Source organism: Enterococcus sp. AZ091, from assembly GCF_051714805.1.
Taxonomy (GTDB): domain Bacteria; phylum Bacillota; class Bacilli; order Lactobacillales; family Enterococcaceae; genus Enterococcus_D; species Enterococcus_D gallinarum.
On record NZ_JBIOSO010000001.1, the window covers coordinates 302,326 to 319,881 of the forward strand.

The window sequence follows — 17,556 nt, forward strand, 5'->3', positions numbered from 1 at the left end:
TCAATCGTTGCTCCATCTGCCGTTGGTGTGATTGTTCCAACAACTGGTACTGGTACCTCCTCAGCTGTATTCGATAAATCAAAGCGATATACCGATGGTTCAAACGGCGAATAAATCAATTGCCCATCCAATAAATTATAGATTTGGAATCCGATTTTGTTAGTACCAGAAAATTTCTCTACTAGTCTCTGGATTTCTAATGCACCAATTACTTCTTGAATTTTAAACGTAGAAAAGTCTCCGAAATAAATGATTGGAACATCTGGTTCACCTTTTTTATCTGCTGCATCTGTCCAATCAACTGGATAGCCAACTAATGTATGCCCGATTCCACCTTCTGCTTGTGTAAATGGCCGCAAAAGCGGGAATCCATCTGCTGTTTTCATTTTTTCAACAGCCGTTAACGCTGCACGGTTAATAATAAAACGACCTTTTTTCATCACTTCAGTGACAGGTGTATTCTTCATTTCAATTAACGCATCATACAATTTCTGCCCTGCATCTGCTGCTGTCAAATCAACCGCTTTTTCCGGTACAAAAGGTACTGCTTTTTTAGCTAGTGCCCCCGGATTTTCATTGCCTGCATCGTCACCATTAAACATATAGTTGATTTCTTTACGAACATAAGCTTTCTTCAATTCTTCAACCACGATATCTTCAACAGGTACACCAGACATTTTTAATAACTTCTTGGTTACTGTTGCTAGTGCATCAAATTCTGCCGGATCCAAAGTGATTTCATCAAATTCAATATCCGTTTCAGGAATATCCGTCGTACGTTCTTTCTTGTTAACATTTGCTGTTGCTTTTTTAACAAGGAATGGGTATTTAACATCACCCTTAGTTCGTTTCACAGTCCCGTACTTACGCAACAAGTTTTCTTCCTGTGCATAAGTAATAACTTCAGAAGCAATTACCTCTGGAACCGTCACAGATCCATTTCCTGCTTCAATTCCTAATGACCGAGCCTCAGATTCAGAAATTTTCCCGATAACAAAATCAGCAAATGCTTTTCGTGTTTCTTGTTCCTTTTGTTTCTTATTCAAAACATGTCTCGCCTCCATTCCTTGTTTAATATTGCTCAACAAAGCATCTCTTTGTTGTTGCGTGATCATACCAACACGGTTTTCTTTAATGCCACTATCTGGGTCATCCACTTTTGGATCATCTGCTGGTGGATCCGCTGGTTTATCATCATTAGCAGTAGCATCCTGCCCTTTTGCACCATCTGGGTCTGCCAACGACTCTACTGGTTCCTCTGCTAACTCTTCATTAATACCTTTCAATTCTTCTGCTAAACCATCAACTTCATTCTGAACCGCTTCAAGTTCTTCTTCTCGTAACTCTCCTGATTCAATCTTTCCGCGTAATTCAGTTAGCCGTTGCTCATGACGAGCTTTTACTTTTTCCAATAATTCTTTATTCATTCGAATTCCTCCTACGCGCTAAGCGCTTCATTAATTTTTTTGATCATCTGTTTTCTTGCTAAAACATTTTGTTTCATTTCCTGTTTGCTTCGAGCAAGTGTTGCTTCTGTATCCTGATAAGCAGGTAAAGAAACAATTGACACTTCGAACAATTCCACCTCATTGACCGTACGAAGCACTGGGTCAGTGTTGTAATCCCATGTTTCCTCCGTTGGGATAAAACCGAAACTACATTGGTTGATATCTCCTCGATTCATTGACTCGATCAAGTCGTTCGCAACTGTTGTATTTGGCAATTCGACTTCGAATTTTAAACCACGATCATCTTCTTCTAATCGAAGAGTGCCGCTTTTTGTACGCCCCAAAACTTTGGACCAGTCATGATCGAAAAGACATCGAATATCTGCTCCTGATGATAAAGCTCTTGAAAAAGCACCTGAAGCAATCATTTCTTCCAACCCTTCCCATAAAAGTGTGCGGCTATTAAATACAGCTGCATAACCCGTAACGATTCGACTATTGTTTTTCGTATCATCTCTTGTACTCAAATTGGTGATATCAAATGTCCGAATTTCCTTCTTTTTCATTTCCATCACCCCCCTTCAAATCGTCACTAGTCGGCAAAGAATTATCTGTCGCCTTCTTTTGTCCGATCTTAGACAGGTCATTAGAAATATAGATTGCTTGTGTTTCTGGTGTATTCTGTTTAGGGAAACCAAGCATTTCTGCAACGTTATCCGGACTTGTAATCCCAGTGCGCACAATGTTGTATCCAATATTGGTTTTAGTTGAATAAGGGACGAAGTCCAAAATATTGATTTTCCATTCCACTCGATAGCCAGAATGAGGCATAAAAAAAAGAGCGGTATAATGATCGCTCTTGTTCTTCAATATCGGTTTGATTGCTTTGTTATGCAGATACATCATTGCTTTTTCGATATCAGATTTCATCAATGCTTGATAGGTATCTACATTGATTCCAAGAAATTTTCCTAAATCTTTTTTATATACACCTAAATAATTTAAGATTGCAGCATCATTCACTGGGCTTGTTAATGTTTCAATCGAATAACCTTTCCCTAAAGGAATCATCTTAACTGCATGATTATTCTCATTTTGCGTAGTCTCTAGTTGATCCAGAATTGCCTTTACTATCTTTGTTTGTGCGCTGTTATTCGGATTAATATGCGTATCCAGTTTGAGCATAAACGCAAGTAATCCACCTTTAGAGTATTTATCCGTCAACACTTTTTCAGCGCTTAGAACGCCTTCTAGAGTATTTCTAGCTAGGTCAATAATTCCAGCTCCTTTTATCGAATCAGTACCAATATTTTTTATATGCCGAATCATCTGACTAGGAATACCTTTGCCGTTCATACTAAACTCTTCTTGCAACTTTTCATTAATTTTAGTAGATACCCCAAAAGCTAAATGTAAACAATCCTGATCTGTTAGAGGGAATACTTCTCCGTTTATAAGCAAAGTATTTGTTTCTAATTTTGAAAATTCAAAACCTGTTAAATAATCGTTTGGTTTGTTAAGAATCTTCAATAAAAAATGATCTTCTACTTCTTCTCCATCCGGTCCAATCACCACTGGTGTAGCCAAAGCCACTTGATTCGAAATATCTTGAACCAATTCGTATACATCCGACGATTCCATAATCGAATTGTCAGTAACATATCTTTGGCCATACCGTGTTGTTTTTCCAAAAATATCTTCTAGATATCCTCGCTTTTCCATAAACGTATATACTGCGTTAGAAAACCTGTCTCTTAATCTCAATAAGTCTCACCGCCTTTCAATTATCATCTATAAATACTTTCCAAATATTCTTCCATTTGACCATCATCAAAATCAGTCATTTGTTCCATTGTTTCTTTGTGCGCACATAAAAATGCTACAAACCCATCAATCTTTTTCTTTGACTGCTTCTTGCTAGGTATTTTTAAGCCTTGAGTGTTGGTAAAAGCTACTACATTCAAAGTGCAATATAGAAACAAAGGATTATCGAATAATATTCTTTGTTCATGAAATAACCTTTCTGAATCATCAAAAGCAGAGTTAAGATATTTTCCATACTGAGGAACTTCGACACATTCAAGTCCTAGATTTTCAAGCCTCTCAACAATTTTGTCACTCATTGCTGGGTCATAATTAACTTGCTGGATATCGTACAAATCCATACAGTCGTGTATAAACTGAATAATTTGTTCTTGATCTATAAATTTACCATCACAAAACTCTACAAACCCCTGCTCTTCCAATTCTCGATAAGGAACATTGTCTTCCTTTTCTCTAAAATCGAGATTTTCACTTGGGATAAAATACAATTGTTTAACTTTTAGAATGGACTTTCCATTTTCATCCCACGTAGGAAAATTTAAGGACACGCACGTTAAATCTCGTGTTCGCGACAAGTCAAGTCCGATATAACAAGGCTCGTTTTGCAGATTGCCCAATTCTTTTGTTGAAACTAAGCACGGTTCAACTTGATCTTGCTCAAAAAAGTTGTCCGCACTATTTACAAATACGTTTAGGTGTTTCGTTAGAAACTCAGCTTTAGAATGAGCGGAACGTTGAGCCGTCTTAAAAGCTGATTCCAAAGCAGACAAGTCGACAGATATTCCCCAGTTAGGATTGCACATTTCCCAAACTTTACGATCAGTCCAATCATAATTTTTGTTTGGTTCGTAAATCAAAACGAAATTCGAATCATTATCATCTTTCTTCAACACTTCTTTTGCTTCACGGTAAACACGCATTCCAACTGAGGACGATCCTTTACCAGCGGTGGAAATGTTAAACATCAAAGGCTGTGGCAAAGAAATTTGAGCAGATTTGAAATTATCGTACTGTTCCATTTTTTCTTGTTTATGCAATTCATCGTTCAAAATAAAGTAAGGATTTGATCCTTCAATATTATCTATATTCTTCGTTTGGACAATAAACTTATTTGTATAAGCCATCTCTTCGTAAATATAACTATAAGTAACGCTGGATACCGTCCCTTTTGGACCTTTGAATATTTTTGATCCGTCCAGTAAAACTTCATTGTTTAATATCGTGTCAGCGAATGGTTGAGCAGCATATTGTGCTTGAGCAAAATCAGACGCACAAGCATAACAATTGACCGATAAGGCCCCTTCACCATACATTGCATAACCTAATGAACCTACACCAATCAACGTTTTGCCATTCTTTTTAGGAATTTGAACATAGGCTTCACGAGTAACGCGAACTGTCTGCCCTTTTTCATTTATCTTCACCCAACCATAGATCCATGAATAGATAAACTTTTCCCATGGTTCTAATAAAAATGGTTTTCCAACCAATTCGCCTTTTGTATGGACGATAAAAGATTCTACCCAATCCATCATCTCGTTTGCACGATCAACATCAAACCAAATATCTTTTCGTTTTTTCCATCGATACCAACGATCAATAGCCAATCTAACTGTCTTAGGATATTTTTTGGGATTCTTACGGACTTGTTTCGCAAATAAATCTGCATAATTCACGCCATACTCGATCATATCTTGCCACCAACTTTTTTACGCCACTTATTTCTATGTGCTGCAAGTTCATCGACTGGTTTTTCTTCTGGTCGTGTAATCTCTTCATCTTTTCTGGCAGTCGAACCTCCGGTAATTTGTCTACCTATTTTTGTCTTATTCGTTAATCCTAGCAAATCAAGAGCTTTCATTTTTTTGTCGGCCCATACTTCGACTTGTTGCGCCAGTGGATGTTTACTGTTATTTGTTGCCCCAGCTTTATTTGTTGTTTTCTGCGTTTCGGGGAATCCTTTTTCCTTCCACAACGTGTATTTATATTGATAAATCTCAAAAATATCTAAATATGATTCAATCAGTGGATCTAAGGTGATAGTGTATAAATCAGACTTGCGCATTATTTCTAAAATACGAGTTTTTTCAGCATTTACTTTTTCATCGACAATCGATTTACGTTGCGCTTTAGTTGTCATTTTTTACACACCCCCTTTATTTTTTGAAATTTTTGAAAAAACGATACGCGTAACTCCCTCTGACCTATCTCCCACGAAGAAAATTTTTTCAAAATCGATAGGGGGGGTTAATTAAAATAAGACGGAAAAATTTTTTTCTCGTCTGTTTCATTTTCTTCAATTACATGGCATTTGGGACATAATAAACGAATATTGTTTGGATCTAGCTTCAGCAAATCGTTCTTCTTGATCGGCACTACATGATGTCGATGAGCTTGTTTACCAAATACAAATCGACCACACCTTTGACAACGACCGCCTTCTCTTTCATAAACAAAATCAGCAACTTCTTTCCATGCTTGAGTCCGATAGAATGATTTGTTCTCATGGTGGTATGCACTCTTCTTTGCCTTAACCTTACGTCTTGGTGCATGTTCCTTGCAGTAAGTACCTCGTTTTATCTTGACCTGACAGCCATCAAAACCACAATATTTCATTATTCCAATTCCTGAATAATTTGTAAGATATCACCTTTGGCACGAATAGCAGCTGGAATTCTAATATCGTTCTTTTTCGCATATGCTCGCAATTCTTTAGCAGTCATATTGTTTAAATCTGATGGTTGATCGTCTTCTGAATTAGTATTGACTTCATCAACAAGATCAGCTTCAGCATTACTATTCGAATCAAATGCTTCTAAATTGATTGCTTCAGATACAATGTGATTAGCATTAATAACTTCGACCTTATCCCCTTCAGGTGTGATCATCGACTTAGGATTTTCAGTCACTTCAAAATCTGGTTCACTTCCTTTTGGTATAAGCAACGATTGTTTCTTTTCTATATCCCAATACTCAGTCCCAACAATTGTTTTTCTGATAGGTACTATCATTTGTAAAACCTCCCGTCTTAATCAAAATAAAAAGACCACTCAGCGAGTGATCCTGAATTGATTTTCTATTTTCACATGATATAATAGACATAGAAAAAGGACGTGCTGCAAACACGCCCCATGTAGAACCGTTAAAAAGACGGTAGCTTTCATCAGTTGATATTGTAACCATCTAATTACTGGCCAAAGTGGATTAGATGGTTACTTTTTTTGGTTTTTATTCTCTGTGATCAGCAACACCAATGTCGCAAAAGCAATCATCAGCGTTAATGCTTCAAATACAGACATGCTTACTCCCTTCTAGGGATAAAGCTATGAACCATAGGCATCACCCCTTTTTCAAGAGATTAGCCACCATCTTTTCACTTTTCTACAATGGATATTATACAAAAAGGCCAGCGTATGTGCTAGCCTTGTTTTTATGTATAAGCAACCTACACGATACTCCGTCCGTATCTCCACTTCCATCTCGTCAGATTCTAACCCTACCACGTCCTCGGTTGCTAACACAGTTTTACGGGATAACTATAAACCCTATTGGTGACACAGGATTCGAACCTGTGACGTTGTCGGTTCTTCCGGTCCTCCGTACAACCATATCCACCAACTTGAGGGAGCTACCCTCTGCGCGCTTTTTTTCTGGGATCTAAGTCCCGTGTTTTGAGATTGTTTATCCAACAAAAGCCCCGGGATAATTCGGTGGCTGCTTGCCACATGCTTACTGTCCAATCTCAATGTCACTGGAGTGGTACTGCCCCACTCACGTTCTGATTTGTACTCACGCTGTAACTATAAAGTCACTTCTACGTACAGAACACCGTGTTCCTTAGTTGCGTCTTCTACTTCCGCCACAGTAACATAAAAAAGACGACGAATGAAGATAAGGAGCATTTCAACTCCTTTATTGTAATTTGCCGTCTTCTGTCAAAGAAGAATAAGCGATAAGGAGCTTTCCCCCTTTCGGCATTTGGATTATTGTGAGTAGTCCAATCACCGTCTCTCCTAATCTTCTGACACTACTATAATAACATCTAAAATCGGACTATTTGCGCCAAATCTACGCCAAAAAGGCCAAATTTGCGCCATTTACGCCAAAAACGCCAAAATTTTCAGCGATAAGCGACCACTCCAAACACATCCGCAAACTCCAACAATGCCTCCGACTTCATGCGATTCAGTGTGCGAGTTGCTACTCCAAGATTATCCGCAATCTCATCATTTGTCATAACTTCTTTCATACAATACGTATAGTATAATACCTGTCTGCTCATCAGTCCTAACCGACTTAACGCATATTCTATCGCTTGAATTTTCTCTTTTATTTCGATATTTTGAATCAATGCATCTTTAACCATATTTCCATGCTTTGGTGCTTTAGGCATATCGTTCATAAATGGGGAACGAATATCAATCGGACTTCGTCCTGCCTTGCGTTCTAGTCCCCGATACTGTTTTAAAATAGCCTTTGCATTTGCCTTTGTCTGTTTGATATCAGCTTCTTTAATCATTACAAATCACTCCAAGATATGGTATAATGAAAAAAGATTTTGACTCCATTCAATATCCTATGTACAGGCAGCCAGTGGTCGGTTGCCTATTTTTTATTAAATAATATTGACTATTTAATTTTATTTATTAATCTAATAGAAAAGGCTACTCATTCCTTTGTTGGACCCTTTTCAGAATAAATTCGTTTGTAACTGTAGCCTTTTTTCGAACCTTCTAGTTATTGACAGCTGATTGTAACCACTCTCCCTAGAAGGTTCGTTTTTTTATGCCGTTTCCCACAAGTCAGAAACACCATTCGCTTGATTGATTTTAGCTTGCAATTCTAATGTCGGTTTCCATCGAGGGATAAGGTCCATTGCCTCTGTATATCTCGCTTTTGGGATATCCAAATAAGAAGCTACATCAAACACTGCTTTCAGCTGATTATAACAACTGCTGAAGGCAGCTTTATTTATGCTTTGATCTTTGTAAGCAATACTATTTTTCCCTCCCAATACTTTAATTACTGTCGATCGAACACTTCCTTGAATCTTCCTACGTTGGCTCGAATTGATGGTTGTTTCTGTTTCAAGCTTATCCAGTCGCTCATTAACTACTTTTAAGTTGCGTTCATGCTTTAGTGCTGTTTCTAAAAGTAATTCGGTATTGTTTATTGGTAACGACGTCTTTTTTAATTGGTTCTCCATTTGGTTGAATCGATTTACATACTTTGCTGTAAACTGAACTCCCTTAGCCCCTGTCAATTTATTGGCAACCATTTCACAACCTTGTTTCGTTAATAAATAATTTGGACGTGTTTCATTTTTAGAATCTTGATAGGTAGATTCAACGAAAAAATCAACCGAGCCAATTTTGGCTTCGTTAAGATATCCAATATACGTACGAATATCTCTAATTAATTTACTATGTTCTTTACCAATCATTTCTGCTACTTCATTACTAGTAATTGTTCGTTCAATTGTTTCCATCTGCTTTCTTCTCCTTCTTCGAATATTTATCGTTCACAGTCCCATTCGCCTAGGCTTTCTCTAACAACTTCCGCTTCTTCTTTTTTACTTTCGATTTTTTCTTTGGCAATGTCTTGCTTCTCCTTTTTATCTAATTCTTTACCAAAAATCACACTTGCGAATACTGCCGCAAAAAGTGCCACGGCTACTAACACTGCAAAGTCCATCATTTATCCCCCTAGCCGGAATGATTTACTCATAGAATTACGAATCTGATTTGCAATACTGCTCGAAACATCTATCTCCATTCCGGAACGACTCAGCATATTGGCAGAAATACTTGGTCCAACTATTAATCCCTCATTCAATTGTCTTCCGGTTATATATGATCTGGCTACCTCATACAATTCACCTCGAGGGACAAAATTAAACTTATATATTTCAAAAAATCGGTCATTACTCATTTGAAAGAAATCTAATGCCAATTTGAATTTTGAATGTCCTTTATATGTGCCGTATTTTTTTATTAAATATGCTCCCGGATCATCATCTGCCTTGATTTTATCTTTCTGCTTGTCATTCATTTTTTTACTGGCTTCTGATTCTGAAACATTCTCAATGGACATGATCAATATTTTTTCTAAGCAAGCTTTCATGACTTCTTCATCGTTCGAATTCATACCATGCAAAGCAATTCGTGCTATTTCTTTTAACATTTGTTTCATCCTCCCGCTTCCATCGCATCTCGCACTAACGGATCATTAATAATAATCTTGTACTTCATTTGTTCATGCTGCAGCTGTTCTTGTAACTGCTCAATTTGTTCCTGTTGTTCAATTATTGTATAGGTTAAGCAACTGAGTGCTACCACAACCATAATCAGTATGATGATTGTTTGTTTATTATTCATTGACTTGCTCCAGTAGTTCAGGATTCTTGTAGATGTTGCCAACTATTTCGATGTCATCTGTTGCTTCAAATAAATCTTCGGAAATATTTTTCCACTCATATGTGAAACTACCATTTTCAAAAACTACTTTCCCGTATTCTTCGAGGTGTTCGTCCCAACCGATATCCCCACAGTAAATCTCCACACCGTTCTTGTCTTTCAAGCCAGTGGATTGCATGAGGACTACTTCTTTAAACCAATACCACTCGCTGGCGTTTTCAATTTTGAGACTAACCATACTTCTGCTTAAATCAATTTGTAGCACATCGTATATTGTTTTTGTTTCGGTTAAAAACGCTCTAAATTTTGGTACCATCTTATCCCTCCTGTTTGCTATCGCTGACAATTGCGGAAATATTTCATTTTATTTTTCTGTTTCCAAAGTTCTTCCCACTTGTCCATATTTTGAGTTACATAGTAATGATATTTCATTCTTAAACGAAGGCAGTAATAGCGAATCATTGCTCATCATCCTCTGGCTCATGAGCAATAATTTCAACGCCAATAATATAATCACCAAGGCATTTCAATTCATCTTCTAACAATTGGACATCCCCTTTTTCATTAGTCAACTCCATAGTGAACCATTCTCCATCAGAGACATCAATTTTATGAAAATTAATTGGATTTTCCTCAAATTTATTATCATAAAAATCACAAGGATCTATGGTTAACAAATATATACCTTTACAGTTACCCTTTACTTTATAAGTAACGTATCCTGTATAATCCCATATCATGAATGTAATTTTGATAGTATGCTTACTCCATCGTAAATTAGGATCATAATTCTTTAATCTTGATTTTCCTAAAACTGTAGTTTTTTCTTTCATCACTCTGCCTCCTGTTCCAAAGCTTTTTTAATAAAATCCTCAATCAAGACTGCGCTTCGGTTTTTCCAGTTTATTTCTGTAATGTCTGTGTTTCTGATTATTTGGCAAGGGATTGCATTAGGATCACACTCGTTGACGTATCCCCAGATTTCTAAATCCATGTATTTCTTAGGTTTCAAAGAAAAAAGCACCAGCCATTCGCCTTCTAAATCACGGACAACATATCTGAAGCCACGATCAAAATACTTTTTCAATTCTTTTAAAGTATCCGCCCGATTTTTCAGCCGTATAGATTCCTTAACCCGATCTTCCCAATCCATTTAAGTCCTCGCTTCCTGCGGTTGACATTTTTTCACAAAAAAGGCAAAGTGTTAACATTGCACGTAGTGATAGAGTATTTTTCTACTATCTCATCGGATTACCAACTGATTCACCATCTACGTTATAGCCTGCATCTTGCTCTGCTTGCTTTGTCCATTCCCAAACTTTGTCAGATGAAACCCAATTTTGATTCCATAGGATGAAGTAGAAAGCCAGTAGAAACTCATGTTGATTTAACCATTCTTGTGTAACTTCATGTGTGTCATTACCAGACATAATATCGTCTCCTTTAGTTGATTATTTTGTTGACTGCTCAATCTATAAATCTTTCTATCATTTTTGTCATATCAGACTATTTTTCTCCTCTATGATCTATAATCATATTTATAAAGGAGGCGTTTTCTTTGAAAAAAGTCCCTAAAGTATTCAAATGGTTTGGTGTATTCTTAGCAGTCCTTTTTATTCCAGCGTTCGCTACTTACGGCATTGACAGGAAAAAGAAGTAAACGGAATATACCGGCAAAAGGTAACTCTTGAGTTGCCTTTTTGTTTTCTCAAAAATTGATTTTCGAGTTGCTAATCTCTGTCAATTACTGACTCACAGTAATCTTCATTATTTTGAACACACCCTGTGCAACCATTGCTTGTTGTTCAATTTCTGAGTAGCTGTAGCCGTGCAGATACATCACCGCATGGCGACCTTTCCAATTCACATAATCGACTCTGTATTGTCTCAGGACCATCTACATCACCTCTAACAAATCACGAACGACGCCTTTCGTTAATCCGAGCGATTTCTTCCATCGAGCTAAAGCATATGCGGTGATATTGAAAATATACTTGATCTCACGATCTAGATAGCCCTGTTTTTTTAGCTGTATATAACTATTTACACTCAGTTCCTCCATCGTGCAGATCGCTCGATCACTAGACAGATGTTTTTCTTGCGATACCACTCGTTCTAGCGCTTTGCTCAGCCGTTGGACTTTCTCCACAATCTCTGGATCATTGTCCCAACCTTCTAAGTAGGTCAATTCACTGATTTTTTGACGTAAAAACCGTTTTTGATAGGTGGATCGAGACGATTGAGTTTTCTTTGCTTGCTTCATCCGGTCTTCTCCTTTCTTGCCATCAGTCCTCGATATAGCAACTTGGCTTCTTGCCACATGGATTCAGTAGTTCCGGCAGTGAGAAATTTGCCATAGTGCATCTTTGATACTTTGCCCAAGCTAATTCGAGTATGGCGATACATCACCATGAAGATTCGAAAGCGGACCTCTTCTGGCTGATCACTATCAAGGATTCGCTTAACATTTTCCATCAAGTTCTTGTGACTAGGGTCTAATGCAGTGTAGATTTGCTTAATTACAGTGATTCGGTTCACTTGATCAATTTCCAAATGGATCATCCCCCGCTTCTTTTCGTAGTCGTTCCATGATCTCAGCTTCCTTTTGAGCGTTATAGCCTTCTGGATCATCAAGCCATTCTGGGATAGGCTCTGTACGCACTGGCTTGTAGGATAAGGTGCTAAAACTTGTTCCCGCTTGTTTGTACTCCCTGTTGGCTTGTGCCGCCATGGTGTCGTATTTCTCACGCAACTTGCGTGCAGATAAGATATTTGCTGACCAAAAACTATTTTTCTGACTCCAATCAATCATCCGGCTTACTTGGTCTTCGGTCCGCTTGTCGATCTCGATCATTTTCCGAATATCATCCGCCCAACGTTGGAGGTTCGGTTCCTTGATTTCCTGATTCTGACAAATCTGTTTGAATAGCCGTTCTGCGAGTTGATAATAATTCGAGGCAGGGTCGTAAACGCGCACTTTGCGTGTTTGCGACGATAATGTTTTATTCTTTATATTCTTATCATTCTTTATTTCTTTATCATTCTTGTTAGTTGTTAGCTGCTTGTTAGTTGCTTGTTGATTGCTTGTTAATTCCTTTGTTGAGTCGGATTCCCTAGATTGATAAATCTCCCAATTGACAATGGTTATAAGCCTATTTTTGTTTGTTGATTCGCTTGTTAGAAATTCATATTTTTCAAATCGTTTTAGAGCAGTTCTTACATTCTGTACAGAGATTCCTTTACCACATTTGCTTTTAATCTTTTCTAGTGACGTAATAAATTGACCAGGAATAGCCTTGTAAGGTTTACCTTGCCATTCCCATTCTTTTTTCTCATGATTCGCCATAGAAAGAAGTGTAATCAATATGACTTTTTGTTCTGGTGTAGATTCTTGCCATATTGGCTTTTCAAGTAATTGGCGGTAAATCTTTATCCATCCGCCGATCATTTAAATCACCACCTTATCCCAATAAATCGCCGACTTCTACAAAACCTGTTAATGCCTTATGTTGACGACAGTATTCACATTTCCCACACATTTTTGGTGCTTCTTCTCCGTTTTTTACTCGTAAGATATGAGGAAGTTCCTGTTCCAATAATCGAAGTTCAAAATCAAACCGTCCTGGGTAGATGCTGATACCCGCAATATCAGGAGGGGATTCTTTCGTTACTGCAAAGATATAGGGTGTGATTTTCCTGTTATAGTTTTGTTCGAGTAAGTGTTTATAAACAGCCATTTGTAAAATATAGCCGTACTGTTCAACAAATGAAACATATCCACCATATTTCTTTGACCAGTATCTTTGATCGAGACTTCGAGTCGTTTTTAAATCAACAAGATAGCCTTTCTCTAGATTGAAACAATCAATTCTGGCTTTCCATTGCGTATTAAATAGCGTACCGGTTAAAATCAATTCCTTCTCCCCTTGATAAACAAAGCGGAAAAAATCATCATATTCTAACGCTTCAATCATATTGATTGCTTGAACAAATTCTGCACGCTCAGAACCATTCTTTTTGTAGATTGCACTTGCATTCTCCTCTAAAAACATCTTGTGTGCTTCAGAAGATTCAAAATAAGAATGGACATAGTTTCCAACTAACAAAGCCGTAGGATCACTTTCTGGCAACCACTCTTCTTTTAATTTAGCCATAGTAGCGGCTTCACAGTCTTGAAATGATTTGAATTGGCTGACTGACATATACTGCCAGTCAGCTTCGTTGCTATAATAGTTCTTCTTGTTTAGGTCCATCGGTATCTGCCGCCTTTGCTTCTTTCAACGGGTCTTTCTTTGTGTGAGAGAATTCTTGCTCTAGTTTCGATGATTCTTTCTTTTCAGCTGTCGGAATCTCAAACCAATCCTCTACTTTACTCATACCATCTTTGATTGAGTTATAGATATTTGCTAAGTCCACACCATTTTTTTCAGTAAAAGCAGTCGCTTTATAGCCAAATCTTGCTTCAATCATTTCTTGAGTGATATCCAGCTTTTCTTTAAACAATTTGAACATTTGATCCAGTCGCTCTTTTAGCGGTTTGTCATTCGCCCCAGCCATCGTTTTGTTGCACTCTTCCACTGCTGACTCAATAATGTCTCCCGGAATAACACCCAAGATACAAGCTCGTACCCGTCTTGCACCGTTATTCGCAACTAGCTCATAAATATCTCTTGGGTCCTTCAAGTAAGTCACGCCCTTTTTGGTGTGCCTCTCATGTTTTACAGTAAAGACTTTTTCTTGTCGTGTGTTGGTTTCAAGATCCCACGCATAAGCCATAGCTACTGACTCTCCGGGCAGTTGTTGTAGCTCTTTGATGCCAAAAGATAGATTTCCCCAATTCTGTGCAATTACCTCTGCTAGTCGAATCGATGGTCCACTGACCATTTGTCCTCCACGAGGATAGTTATAGACCGCTGTTTTTGCTAAAGATTGTCTTTTACACGCATCTAAAATCCGCCGTTCCGCATCAAATGGATTTCGTGGAAACTGTTTTGCCATGAAAATTTGCCCTTTTACTTCTTCGATTTCACGACTTGCTGCAGTACTCATCAGTCCGCGTTGATTTTGAAAATTTGTAGCTGATTGTTGTTGAAAACTCGTTTCTAAATCATAACTCATTGAAAAGTTCCTCCTGCCTTTGCTTGAGCCAATCTTTTCCGCTAACAATTCGTAGTTCTGGCATAATTACTGAATCAGAACCAAATTCATCAATCATATCAAGAAAATTTTCGTGATATAACACAAATTTATTGCGTATGCCACGCTTATTCATTCGATAGCCGATAAACAGCCAATCTGATTCGTAAATAATAGTCCCGTTATCATCTTCATTCCAATGTGCAGAAGGGTCTATCCCTTCTTGCACATCAGTAGAATTTACATTTGGGAACACGTGACTGGTTTCGTCTTGTAATATAGTGTCGTAATTCGTTGCGATGTAATCCATCACTCAAACTCACCTCGCAAAATATTTGAGAGAATATCAAACACATCGTTTGGGTCATCTGTCACGAATGTGTGTGTTTGTTTCGGTGGTTCTTCCGTTTCGATACCGAACATTCTTTTTAAAGCTCTATGTTTATAACAATTACAATCATTTTCTAGTAATTCTTGTTTTTCTTGATCGTACTGCTCAAGTACAGCAAGTGCGATAAGCGTTCTATTTCCCACTTGTGCTAATGCCATTTCGCCTGTAACATCTAATGTCGCTAAAGACAACGCAACATTTCCCTTCTTGCATTCTTCTGCTAGTTCTTCGATTAAGCTTTGAATTTTTTCACTAATCATGTTATCATCTCCTTGTCATACTAATAATTGCTATTGAGCTTCACTTGTCTACAACCAAGTGAAGCTCTCTTTAGCTTTCTCCTTATGCAATAATTGTCAATGTTTCAGATTGAATTAACTCACTTAGTTCATTGGTTAGATACTCATGAATATTCTCCATTGCTGTGTGCTTCCAGATACCACCATCTGCTTCAAACAAGGCACAGTTACCCATTTTATCAATTCGGAACACAAAAGGACTTGAAGGCTGTTCGACTTCTAAAAATGTGCGATATGGACGCAATTCAGCAGGGCTTGGTACTTCTGCTTTTGTTAAAGTCGCAGCTCCTTCTTTGACTGTGACAGTTTGAGAAATTCCGTTATCCACCAAATCACCCCCACCCTCAATCCGAATCGAGCTTGCACAAGCCAGAATTGCTTCTGCATCAAGATCACGCTGAATAAGTGATTGAACGTTGATAATAAAATCTTCCGATTTCATAAAACGTCCATATGGAAAAACATCTAACAATGCATTCGCTTGGATCACACTCTCACGCTTACGATCCAAATCAAGCGAAGAATATATAACAATCTTCGTTGGACTCTCAACATGAACCAGTAACTTCGTATTACTCTCGAGAATACGGATATTTGATTTTAAATAGCCAACAAGTCCTGATAACGAATTAACTGTCAGCGTTTCTGCACGTTTGATTGGGTCAAGTTCAACTAGGCGAGCTTTCGTCGTATCATAAAACACTTTTTCACCTTGCTCGTAAACAACCTCTTGTCCTTCACGCAATTCCACTGCATATTCCAAAGCATCTCTTAATTGTTCCGTCATTTTCATCCACTCCTAATTTGTTTTAAACTTTTTGATTTTTTCTGTTTCTTCAATTTCTTTGACCGGCGTTCCCTTATCATCTTTCAATTCGGAATCTTCGGGATCAAAATACATTTGTCCTCTTTGTCCGCTTTTCAACTCATTCGCAAGAGGTTTTCCTTTTTCGTCTTGACCGATGATGACTTTCGATGTTAGCGAATCTCTAGCGACTAACTTAGATTTCACCTGATAATCAATGAGGATATCTTCTCGATATTCATCGGGAATAATCGTTAAATCAATCGTGATTTTCCGTTTCTTTGTTGGGTCTGTGTTGGGATCATGAATGTTATTGATTACCTGAGCCAATTCAAAATCAAATCGTTCTTGGAGTCCTCCATCGCTGATCCCGCTCAAAGGAACATTAATATTTTTAGCCATTTTGATTTTTTCCTCCTAGCTGTGCTATAATTTTTTTACCTTTTTCATTTTTTGAGCTTACACTGGCGGAAAACGGTGTAGGCTCTTTTTGTTCTCTCAGTTCAAATAATGCCTCATCATAAATCATCATCAACCACATGACAGCTGTTGGATAGCCGATTCTAACCCACATTGGTACTTGTCCTGTGATTAGTGCGCCTAACGCAAAAATCGTTAAGATAAATGCGGTCCGCCGGACCCAGTAGATTTTTTTCACACCTTACACCTCCTGTTCCAATGGAAAAACTCGTTTCCTAAAAAACATTTTTTGTTGATCGAAAACATTCACCGCAAGATGATAGTTCTCTTCTGTTAGTTCAGACATGCGGTTGATGTCCAAACACGCTTTGACCGCTTCGTAAATAGCGCCCTTTTGATTTAAAATAATTTTTCGATCGTCTCCTTGCTTTTCTAGCCATGCTTCAACTTCTTTGCTGAATTTTAGTCCGTAATTAATTTTCGGTTTCTTTTGTTCGGCTAGTTGCTTTTCAACTTCTTCGGCAATACGTTGACTTAATTCTTCTGTTGTCAAAGTTATTGTTTCCATGCCTATTCCTCCGTGGTATACTTTAGATAAATTGATTTTTAAAAAGTGTATCAACACTTGTGCCGAGTATTTCGGCTAGTTTGAATGCGGTACTTAAGCTTGGTAGGCGTGTACCGTATTCAAATCTTTGGTATGAAGTTAGTGTTATCCCTAATTTTTTCGCCACTTCATGTTGCTTTAGACCTGCATTTTCGCGGGCTTTTTTTAGTTTTTCATTATTCAAATCACATCCCACTTTCTTTATTGATT

General features: G+C 37.7%; 28 protein-coding genes and 1 pseudogene. All 29 read right to left on the reverse strand.

The features are described from left to right. Positions 1 to 71: 71 nt before the first annotated feature. Positions 72 to 1,427 (reverse strand): annotated as a pseudogene (locus IGJ28_RS01450) (phage major capsid protein); the annotation flags it as partial. An 11-nt stretch (positions 1,428 to 1,438) separates the two neighbouring features. Beyond that, a complete protein-coding gene (locus IGJ28_RS01455) occupies positions 1,439 to 2,014 on the reverse strand; it encodes an HK97 family phage prohead protease (protein WP_252712506.1) in 576 nt (191 codons plus the stop codon). Continuing rightward, a complete protein-coding gene (locus IGJ28_RS01460) occupies positions 1,986 to 3,170 on the reverse strand; it encodes a phage portal protein (protein WP_252712507.1) in 1,185 nt (394 codons plus the stop codon). The genes IGJ28_RS01455 and IGJ28_RS01460 overlap by 29 nt, the downstream gene beginning before the upstream one ends. A gap of 65 nt (positions 3,171 to 3,235) precedes the next feature. Continuing rightward, positions 3,236 to 4,963: a terminase large subunit gene (locus IGJ28_RS01465; RefSeq protein ID WP_252712508.1), complete on the reverse strand. Its 1,728-nt coding sequence runs from the start codon at positions 4,961 to 4,963 to the stop codon at positions 3,236 to 3,238. Beyond that, positions 4,960 to 5,412, reverse strand: a complete 453-nt coding sequence (locus IGJ28_RS01470; RefSeq protein WP_252712509.1) for a P27 family phage terminase small subunit — start codon at positions 5,410 to 5,412, stop codon at positions 4,960 to 4,962. Before IGJ28_RS01470 ends, IGJ28_RS01465 begins: the two co-directional genes overlap by 4 nt. 107 nt (positions 5,413 to 5,519) lie before the next feature. Next, positions 5,520 to 5,888, reverse strand: coding sequence for an HNH endonuclease (locus IGJ28_RS01475; protein WP_252712510.1), 369 nt, complete (start codon positions 5,886 to 5,888; stop codon positions 5,520 to 5,522). After that, positions 5,888 to 6,283: a hypothetical protein gene (locus IGJ28_RS01480; protein WP_252712511.1), complete on the reverse strand. Its 396-nt coding sequence runs from the start codon at positions 6,281 to 6,283 to the stop codon at positions 5,888 to 5,890. Before IGJ28_RS01480 ends, IGJ28_RS01475 begins: the two co-directional genes overlap by 1 nt. Positions 6,284 to 6,484: 201 nt before the next feature. Further along, the gene (locus tag IGJ28_RS01485; protein ID WP_221180308.1) at positions 6,485 to 6,571 is read right to left on the reverse strand and encodes a putative holin-like toxin; all 87 of its coding nucleotides are present in this window, start codon (positions 6,569 to 6,571) and stop codon (positions 6,485 to 6,487) included. 821 nt (positions 6,572 to 7,392) lie between these two features. Then, positions 7,393 to 7,791 carry an ArpU family phage packaging/lysis transcriptional regulator gene (locus IGJ28_RS01490; RefSeq protein ID WP_438845094.1) on the reverse strand — a complete coding sequence of 133 codons (399 nt, stop codon included), beginning with the start codon at positions 7,789 to 7,791 and terminating at the stop codon, positions 7,393 to 7,395. Between the two features lie 264 nt (positions 7,792 to 8,055). Next, entirely contained in the window at positions 8,056 to 8,760 is a 705-nt protein-coding gene (locus IGJ28_RS01495; protein ID WP_252712697.1) for an ORF6C domain-containing protein, read from the reverse strand. 26 nt (positions 8,761 to 8,786) lie between these two features. Next, positions 8,787 to 8,966, reverse strand: coding sequence for a hypothetical protein (locus IGJ28_RS01500; protein ID WP_438845095.1), 180 nt, complete (start codon positions 8,964 to 8,966; stop codon positions 8,787 to 8,789). A 3-nt stretch (positions 8,967 to 8,969) separates the two neighbouring features. Continuing rightward, positions 8,970 to 9,455, reverse strand: coding sequence for a hypothetical protein (locus tag IGJ28_RS01505; RefSeq protein ID WP_252712699.1), 486 nt, complete (start codon positions 9,453 to 9,455; stop codon positions 8,970 to 8,972). Between the two features lie 5 nt (positions 9,456 to 9,460). Next, the gene (locus IGJ28_RS01510) at positions 9,461 to 9,649 is read right to left on the reverse strand and encodes a hypothetical protein (RefSeq protein WP_252712700.1); all 189 of its coding nucleotides are present in this window, start codon (positions 9,647 to 9,649) and stop codon (positions 9,461 to 9,463) included. Continuing rightward, positions 9,642 to 10,004 (reverse strand): YopX family protein, encoded by a 363-nt coding sequence (locus tag IGJ28_RS01515; protein WP_438845096.1) that lies wholly within the window; start codon positions 10,002 to 10,004, stop codon positions 9,642 to 9,644. The genes IGJ28_RS01510 and IGJ28_RS01515 overlap by 8 nt, the downstream gene beginning before the upstream one ends. Before the next feature lie 142 nt (positions 10,005 to 10,146). Next, the gene (locus IGJ28_RS01520) at positions 10,147 to 10,521 is read right to left on the reverse strand and encodes a DUF5406 family protein (protein WP_438845097.1); all 375 of its coding nucleotides are present in this window, start codon (positions 10,519 to 10,521) and stop codon (positions 10,147 to 10,149) included. Continuing rightward, positions 10,521 to 10,841 (reverse strand): hypothetical protein, encoded by a 321-nt coding sequence (locus IGJ28_RS01525; protein ID WP_438845098.1) that lies wholly within the window; start codon positions 10,839 to 10,841, stop codon positions 10,521 to 10,523. The genes IGJ28_RS01520 and IGJ28_RS01525 overlap by 1 nt, the downstream gene beginning before the upstream one ends. Before the next feature lie 85 nt (positions 10,842 to 10,926). Next, positions 10,927 to 11,118 carry a hypothetical protein gene (locus IGJ28_RS01530; RefSeq protein WP_438845099.1) on the reverse strand — a complete coding sequence of 64 codons (192 nt, stop codon included), beginning with the start codon at positions 11,116 to 11,118 and terminating at the stop codon, positions 10,927 to 10,929. Between the two features lie 467 nt (positions 11,119 to 11,585). After that, positions 11,586 to 11,951, reverse strand: a complete 366-nt coding sequence (locus tag IGJ28_RS01535; protein WP_252712726.1) for a hypothetical protein — start codon at positions 11,949 to 11,951, stop codon at positions 11,586 to 11,588. Continuing rightward, positions 11,948 to 12,250 (reverse strand): hypothetical protein, encoded by a 303-nt coding sequence (locus IGJ28_RS01540; RefSeq protein ID WP_252712725.1) that lies wholly within the window; start codon positions 12,248 to 12,250, stop codon positions 11,948 to 11,950. Before IGJ28_RS01540 ends, IGJ28_RS01535 begins: the two co-directional genes overlap by 4 nt. Next, positions 12,231 to 13,136, reverse strand: coding sequence for a hypothetical protein (locus IGJ28_RS01545; protein ID WP_438845100.1), 906 nt, complete (start codon positions 13,134 to 13,136; stop codon positions 12,231 to 12,233). Before IGJ28_RS01545 ends, IGJ28_RS01540 begins: the two co-directional genes overlap by 20 nt. 13 nt (positions 13,137 to 13,149) lie before the next feature. Further along, the gene (locus tag IGJ28_RS01550) at positions 13,150 to 13,941 is read right to left on the reverse strand and encodes a PD-(D/E)XK nuclease-like domain-containing protein (protein WP_252712684.1); all 792 of its coding nucleotides are present in this window, start codon (positions 13,939 to 13,941) and stop codon (positions 13,150 to 13,152) included. Then, entirely contained in the window at positions 13,913 to 14,806 is an 894-nt protein-coding gene (locus IGJ28_RS01555; RefSeq protein WP_252712685.1) for a hypothetical protein, read from the reverse strand. The genes IGJ28_RS01550 and IGJ28_RS01555 overlap by 29 nt, the downstream gene beginning before the upstream one ends. Beyond that, positions 14,796 to 15,134, reverse strand: a complete 339-nt coding sequence (locus IGJ28_RS01560) for a hypothetical protein (protein ID WP_438845101.1) — start codon at positions 15,132 to 15,134, stop codon at positions 14,796 to 14,798. Before IGJ28_RS01560 ends, IGJ28_RS01555 begins: the two co-directional genes overlap by 11 nt. Further along, entirely contained in the window at positions 15,134 to 15,475 is a 342-nt protein-coding gene (locus IGJ28_RS01565; protein WP_438845102.1) for a hypothetical protein, read from the reverse strand. Before IGJ28_RS01565 ends, IGJ28_RS01560 begins: the two co-directional genes overlap by 1 nt. Positions 15,476 to 15,557: 82 nt before the next feature. Further along, positions 15,558 to 16,301 carry a hypothetical protein gene (locus tag IGJ28_RS01570; RefSeq protein WP_438845103.1) on the reverse strand — a complete coding sequence of 248 codons (744 nt, stop codon included), beginning with the start codon at positions 16,299 to 16,301 and terminating at the stop codon, positions 15,558 to 15,560. A 12-nt stretch (positions 16,302 to 16,313) separates the two neighbouring features. Beyond that, positions 16,314 to 16,721 (reverse strand): hypothetical protein, encoded by a 408-nt coding sequence (locus IGJ28_RS01575; protein ID WP_252712734.1) that lies wholly within the window; start codon positions 16,719 to 16,721, stop codon positions 16,314 to 16,316. Beyond that, positions 16,714 to 16,977: a hypothetical protein gene (locus IGJ28_RS01580; protein WP_438845104.1), complete on the reverse strand. Its 264-nt coding sequence runs from the start codon at positions 16,975 to 16,977 to the stop codon at positions 16,714 to 16,716. Before IGJ28_RS01580 ends, IGJ28_RS01575 begins: the two co-directional genes overlap by 8 nt. A 3-nt stretch (positions 16,978 to 16,980) precedes the next feature. Beyond that, complete coding sequence (locus tag IGJ28_RS01585) at positions 16,981 to 17,307, reverse strand: hypothetical protein (protein ID WP_252712303.1); 327 nt, start codon at positions 17,305 to 17,307, stop codon at positions 16,981 to 16,983. A gap of 22 nt (positions 17,308 to 17,329) precedes the next feature. Further along, complete coding sequence (locus IGJ28_RS01590; RefSeq protein WP_252712302.1) at positions 17,330 to 17,530, reverse strand: helix-turn-helix transcriptional regulator; 201 nt, start codon at positions 17,528 to 17,530, stop codon at positions 17,330 to 17,332. Positions 17,531 to 17,556: the final 26 nt, after the last annotated feature.

What these genes read in the sequence shown, in the direction of transcription:
- IGJ28_RS01465 (WP_252712508.1), bottom strand. Translation starts at nt 4,963, where the DNA reads ATGATCGAGTATGGCGTGAATTATGCAGATTTATTTGCGAAACAAGTC.
- IGJ28_RS01550 (WP_252712684.1), bottom strand. Translation starts at nt 13,941, where the DNA reads ATGGACCTAAACAAGAAGAACTATTATAGCAACGAAGCTGACTGGCAG.
- IGJ28_RS01460 (WP_252712507.1), bottom strand. Translation starts at nt 3,170, where the DNA reads ATGGAAAAGCGAGGATATCTAGAAGATATTTTTGGAAAAACAACACGG.
- IGJ28_RS01565 (WP_438845102.1), bottom strand. Translation starts at nt 15,475, where the DNA reads ATGATTAGTGAAAAAATTCAAAGCTTAATCGAAGAACTAGCAGAAGAA.
- IGJ28_RS01480 (WP_252712511.1), bottom strand. Translation starts at nt 6,283, where the DNA reads ATGATAGTACCTATCAGAAAAACAATTGTTGGGACTGAGTATTGGGAT.
- IGJ28_RS01485 (WP_221180308.1), bottom strand. Translation starts at nt 6,571, where the DNA reads ATGTCTGTATTTGAAGCATTAACGCTGATGATTGCTTTTGCGACATTG.
- IGJ28_RS01520 (WP_438845097.1), bottom strand. Translation starts at nt 10,521, where the DNA reads ATGAAAGAAAAAACTACAGTTTTAGGAAAATCAAGATTAAAGAATTAT.
- IGJ28_RS01585 (WP_252712303.1), bottom strand. Translation starts at nt 17,307, where the DNA reads ATGGAAACAATAACTTTGACAACAGAAGAATTAAGTCAACGTATTGCC.
- IGJ28_RS01545 (WP_438845100.1), bottom strand. Translation starts at nt 13,136, where the DNA reads ATGATCGGCGGATGGATAAAGATTTACCGCCAATTACTTGAAAAGCCA.
- IGJ28_RS01575 (WP_252712734.1), bottom strand. Translation starts at nt 16,721, where the DNA reads ATGGCTAAAAATATTAATGTTCCTTTGAGCGGGATCAGCGATGGAGGA.
- IGJ28_RS01540 (WP_252712725.1), bottom strand. Translation starts at nt 12,250, where the DNA reads ATGATCCATTTGGAAATTGATCAAGTGAACCGAATCACTGTAATTAAG.
- IGJ28_RS01500 (WP_438845095.1), bottom strand. Translation starts at nt 8,966, where the DNA reads ATGGACTTTGCAGTGTTAGTAGCCGTGGCACTTTTTGCGGCAGTATTC.
- IGJ28_RS01475 (WP_252712510.1), bottom strand. Translation starts at nt 5,888, where the DNA reads ATGAAATATTGTGGTTTTGATGGCTGTCAGGTCAAGATAAAACGAGGT.
- IGJ28_RS01535 (WP_252712726.1), bottom strand. Translation starts at nt 11,951, where the DNA reads ATGAAGCAAGCAAAGAAAACTCAATCGTCTCGATCCACCTATCAAAAA.
- IGJ28_RS01455 (WP_252712506.1), bottom strand. Translation starts at nt 2,014, where the DNA reads ATGAAAAAGAAGGAAATTCGGACATTTGATATCACCAATTTGAGTACA.
- IGJ28_RS01495 (WP_252712697.1), bottom strand. Translation starts at nt 8,760, where the DNA reads ATGGAAACAATTGAACGAACAATTACTAGTAATGAAGTAGCAGAAATG.
- IGJ28_RS01510 (WP_252712700.1), bottom strand. Translation starts at nt 9,649, where the DNA reads ATGAATAATAAACAAACAATCATCATACTGATTATGGTTGTGGTAGCA.
- IGJ28_RS01490 (WP_438845094.1), bottom strand. Translation starts at nt 7,791, where the DNA reads ATGATTAAAGAAGCTGATATCAAACAGACAAAGGCAAATGCAAAGGCT.
- IGJ28_RS01530 (WP_438845099.1), bottom strand. Translation starts at nt 11,118, where the DNA reads ATGTCTGGTAATGACACACATGAAGTTACACAAGAATGGTTAAATCAA.
- IGJ28_RS01570 (WP_438845103.1), bottom strand. Translation starts at nt 16,301, where the DNA reads ATGACGGAACAATTAAGAGATGCTTTGGAATATGCAGTGGAATTGCGT.
- IGJ28_RS01515 (WP_438845096.1), bottom strand. Translation starts at nt 10,004, where the DNA reads ATGGTACCAAAATTTAGAGCGTTTTTAACCGAAACAAAAACAATATAC.
- IGJ28_RS01555 (WP_252712685.1), bottom strand. Translation starts at nt 14,806, where the DNA reads ATGAGTTATGATTTAGAAACGAGTTTTCAACAACAATCAGCTACAAAT.
- IGJ28_RS01470 (WP_252712509.1), bottom strand. Translation starts at nt 5,412, where the DNA reads ATGACAACTAAAGCGCAACGTAAATCGATTGTCGATGAAAAAGTAAAT.
- IGJ28_RS01525 (WP_438845098.1), bottom strand. Translation starts at nt 10,841, where the DNA reads ATGGATTGGGAAGATCGGGTTAAGGAATCTATACGGCTGAAAAATCGG.
- IGJ28_RS01505 (WP_252712699.1), bottom strand. Translation starts at nt 9,455, where the DNA reads ATGTTAAAAGAAATAGCACGAATTGCTTTGCATGGTATGAATTCGAAC.
- IGJ28_RS01560 (WP_438845101.1), bottom strand. Translation starts at nt 15,134, where the DNA reads ATGGATTACATCGCAACGAATTACGACACTATATTACAAGACGAAACC.